This is a genomic window from Pseudomonas sp. D(2018) (genome assembly GCF_005502555.1).
GTDB lineage: Bacteria > Pseudomonadota > Gammaproteobacteria > Pseudomonadales > Pseudomonadaceae > Metapseudomonas > Metapseudomonas resinovorans.
This window is the reverse complement of record NZ_SCOK01000106.1, coordinates 1-3,708: the sequence shown is the minus strand read 5'-3', so window position 1 is coordinate 3,708 and position 3,708 is coordinate 1. Positions and strand designations below refer to the sequence as shown.

General features: G+C 59.9%; 4 protein-coding genes and 1 pseudogene. 2 read left to right on the top strand and 3 right to left on the bottom strand.

The window, feature by feature from the left end; translation table 11 throughout:
• Positions 1-136: 136 nt before the first annotated feature.
• The gene (locus FFS60_RS28345) at positions 137-1,075 is read right to left on the bottom strand and encodes a class I SAM-dependent methyltransferase (RefSeq protein WP_137823878.1); all 939 of its coding nucleotides are present in this window, start codon (positions 1,073-1,075) and stop codon (positions 137-139) included.
• 124 nt (positions 1,076-1,199) lie between these two features.
• Positions 1,200-1,496, bottom strand: a complete 297-nt coding sequence (locus FFS60_RS28340; protein ID WP_137823877.1) for a hypothetical protein — start codon at positions 1,494-1,496, stop codon at positions 1,200-1,202.
• Between the two features lie 102 nt (positions 1,497-1,598).
• Between FFS60_RS28340 and FFS60_RS28335 the strand changes: the two genes are divergently transcribed.
• Complete coding sequence (locus tag FFS60_RS28335; protein ID WP_137823876.1) at positions 1,599-1,919, top strand: helix-turn-helix domain-containing protein; 321 nt, start codon at positions 1,599-1,601, stop codon at positions 1,917-1,919.
• Positions 1,920-2,225: 306 nt separating this feature from the next.
• Here FFS60_RS28335 and FFS60_RS29210 read toward each other — a convergent pair.
• Positions 2,226-2,318: pseudogene (locus tag FFS60_RS29210) on the bottom strand (NADP oxidoreductase); the annotation flags it as partial.
• Positions 2,319-2,665: 347 nt separating this feature from the next.
• Here FFS60_RS29210 and FFS60_RS28325 point away from each other — a divergent pair.
• Complete coding sequence (locus FFS60_RS28325; protein WP_137823875.1) at positions 2,666-3,634, top strand: epoxide hydrolase family protein; 969 nt, start codon at positions 2,666-2,668, stop codon at positions 3,632-3,634.
• The last annotated feature ends 74 nt before the right edge of the window (positions 3,635-3,708 follow it).

Genomic DNA, 3,708 nt, shown 5'->3' with positions numbered 1-3,708 from the left:
TACAACACCCACCGGCTGCACTCCACCCTCGGCTATCGATCGCCAGCCGACTACGAGAAGGCCACTACCTGAAATCCCTTATCCCGGTGTCCACCAAAACTTGACCACTACACGGAGCCCCGCTTGGCCCCAGCAATTACCCCCGCTGAAACACCAACGCCTTCAACCCCGCATCCGCATCAATATCCTCGAACTCCGGCGGATTCTCCAGCCGCTCCACAAACCGCAGTTCCGGCGCTTCCGCCGCCATCCCCTGAATGAGGAACTCCGGCCCAATCCCCGGATCATTCACGCAAGCCAGCACCACCCCGTTCTCGGTCAGCAACTCCGGCAGGCGGCGCAGGATCTTCTGGTAGTCGCGGGTCAGGGCGAAGCTGCCTTTCTGGAAGGACGGCGGGTCGATGATCACCAGGTCATAGGGACCGAGCTTCTTCACCTTGCCCCAGGACTTGAACAGCTCATGACCAAGGAAACTCACGCGGCTGAGGTCATGGCCATTCAGTCGGTGATTGTCCCGCCCCCGGCTCAAGGCCGAGCTGGCCATGTCCAGGTTCACCACATGCTCCGCACCACCCTCGATGCCCGCCACCGAGAAGCCGCAGGTGTAAGCGAAGAGGTTCAGCACCCGCTTGCCCTGAGCATTGGCCCGAACCCAGTCGCGGCCGTAGCGCATGTCGAGGAACAGGCCGTTGTTCTGCTTCTTGCCCAGGTCCAGTTTGAAGCGCAGGCCGCCTTCGCTGACCACGCATTCTTCTACCGCCTCGCCCCAGAGCAACTCGATCGTGCTTTCCAGCAGGTAGCGATGCTGCAACAGCAGCGTGCAAGCGCCACTGCGCTGCCACGTTGGCGATTCTGTGAGGCGCAGCAACATGGCCCTCAGCGCAGCAAGTTCGTCTTCACCCACCTCGCGAAATAACGACACCAGCACCACGCCCTGCAGCCAGTCGACCGTGACATGTTCCAACCCCGCCCAGCGCCGTCCACGGCCATGGAAGATGCGACGGATCTCGTCCGGCAGATGCTCCAGGGCGGCGATCAGTTGCTGTTCGAGGGTGGCGATGGTGTCGTGGTTCATGGCGGGAGTTCACGGAAAGCGGGGCGGCATTCTAACCCGAGCATTACGGCGGAATGCCGTGGCTTCGCATGCAGACATTGGTTGGAGTGGGTGCTTGAGCAGGGAGTCGAGACGGCCTGATGGTTCAAGGATTCTGTGGCAAAGCGCAGGCATCCTGGGTTGCGTGCGTCCGCATCAGCCGGTGGTGGGCCGCTTCGTAGAGCACGCGCGCATCCGCCAGCAACACCCCGATCGACGCGGACAAGCGCGCCGCCTGGTGCTGGGTGAGGTCCTGACAGTCGCTGAACTCCACCAGCTGCAGCAGATTGAGGGCTGCACTCATCCGAAGTTCTGCGGTATCGAACAGATCCTCCGCTGGCGCGGAGGCGTTGAAGAAGAGTACGTCCTTGCAGGGTTGGGGCATGGGGCGGAAATCGTTCATCGCGTTTGCTTCCTGAATCGCTACGAATGCAGAAAACTAAGCATGTCTTAGTATTTGATCAAGTGGAATCTAAGACTCTCTTAGCCTTTTGAGGGCTAGGAAATGTCGGTTTTCGCCAGAAGACTGAAGGAGGCGCGCAAGGCCGCAGGACTTTCCCAGGAGCGGCTGGGCATTCTTGCGGGAATAGATCCTATGTCCGCCAGTGCTCGGATGAACCAATACGAGAAGGGCAAACACGAGCCCAACATCGTGGTCGTGCGCCAGATCGCCGACGCACTAGACCTGCCCGAAGCTTTTTTCTACGCCTCTGATGACGGCATGGCAGTGCTGCTGCAACTGTTCCACAGACTGTCCCCGGAGACGCGTAGCGAGGTTCTCGAATTGGCCATGAAACTGAGTGGGCAACCTTCTTCCGGACAATAAAAAAAGCCAGCTTGTCGCCGCCTTGTTTTCGGTGGGTGGCTCGTGGGATGAGGGTGTTGGCTGCTTGGTTCACTTTGTTCACCCATCTGTTCCCCCACTTTTTCTCCGCGTGATGCGCTCCTCCTACCCATCTATCCGCCTGCTGGCGATTCAGTCGGCAACTCGTCTAGGAGCCAGACAGGATCGGTAGGGGCGCCAGGTTCGGCTAGCATCCGCGCTCCACGGGGCTTTGATCTGCAGTCGGCATCGGCCAGTAGCCTGAAGGACCGTAGCCGAAAGCGGACACCATGGATCGGCGTCTGCCACTTAGGTCCAGCTAAACCTCACCAAGTTAAGTGCCGGCAGCGGGCCACCGGGGAACTGCGCCAGGCGCCCTTCGGTCAGGCCGCCGAGGTCGAGTCGACCAGGACGATGGTGGAGCGTGTCGAAGCGCACTTCGACCTCACGCCCTTTTTTACGGTTCGGGCAGAAAATTCGTGAAACAGCTGATTGCCATGACCAAATCTTCCGTGATGGGGCGACCGACAATCGGCAGTTGCGACACCCCGGCGATGGGCGTAGGTGTTTTTAGTTGGCATGCGGGGTGCTCGCCGCGTGAATGGACGGCTATATGCGCCGAAGGAGCTCATATGCAAGTTCCAGATTAATACATCTTCCTGACTAGGCGCAGGTTCTGTGGCGCCGCAGCGACAACACTTGCCGCGGCACCACTTGTCCTGCTGAGTTTCACTGAAAGGACAAACGCCATGAAACAAGCTGCTGAGAAGAAAGCGAGCGGCAGTTCGGCCGAGATCCGACCGTTCCAGTACAAAGCATCCGATGCCGACCTTGCCGACCTGAAGAGGCGCATCGAGTCGACGCGATGGCCTGACAAGGAGACAGTCAACGACTCGACGCAGGGTGTCCAGCTGGCAACGATCCAGAAGCTCGCCCAGTACTGGGCAACCAAGTACGACTGGCGGAAGATCGAATCGCAGATCAACGCCGTGCCCAACTTCATCACCAACATCGATGGCCTCGACTTTCACTTCATGCACATCAAGTCAAAGCATGAGAATGCTCTTCCTCTGCTCGTCGCGCACGGATGGCCTGGCTCGATCATCGAGCAGATGAAGATCATCGGCCCGCTCACCGACCCCACCGCGCACGGCGGCGCCGCCGCAGACGCTTTCCACCTCGTCATTCCATCGATGCCGGGTTATGGCTTCTCGGCCCGGCCGACTACTACCGGCTGGAACCCTCCGCGCATCGCCGATGCGTATAACGAGTTGATGAAGCGCCTCGGATACACGAAGTGGGCTGCCTCAGGCGGCGACTGGGGCGCCATCGTTGTCGATCTGATGGCGTTGAAGACACCTCCGGGCATGGTTGGAATACATACGAACATGCCCGGCGTGATACCGCCGGACATCGACAAGGCGCTCTTTCGCGGCGATCCGTTGCCTGCGGGACTCAGTGCTGAAGAAAAACGTGCTTGCGACCAGGTGGCTTTCACCTACAAGCACATCGGCTACGCGGTCCAGATGGGCGATCGACCGCAGTCGCTGACGGGCCTGACCGACTCGCCAGTGGGCCTGGCGGCGTTCATGATCGATCACGATCCGAAGAGCTACGACATGATCGCGCGTTCCATCAACGGAACTCCAGAAGGGCTCACGCCTGATGACGTGCTCGACTGCGGATTCCACGCCATTCGGACACTCAGCCCACACTGATCCGGACACCTGTTCCACGCTCATTCGGACAGGCAGTCGGAGCGCAGCGACGCAGGGCTGGCATTGTTAGTCTG

Coding starts and splice junctions, on each gene's coding strand:
- FFS60_RS28345 (WP_137823878.1), bottom strand. CDS start 1,075: ATGAACCACGACACCATCGCCACCCTCGAACAGCAACTGATCGCCGCC.
- FFS60_RS28340 (WP_137823877.1), bottom strand. CDS start 1,496: ATGAACGATTTCCGCCCCATGCCCCAACCCTGCAAGGACGTACTCTTC.
- FFS60_RS28335 (WP_137823876.1), top strand. CDS start 1,599: ATGTCGGTTTTCGCCAGAAGACTGAAGGAGGCGCGCAAGGCCGCAGGA.
- FFS60_RS28325 (WP_137823875.1), top strand. CDS start 2,666: ATGAAACAAGCTGCTGAGAAGAAAGCGAGCGGCAGTTCGGCCGAGATC.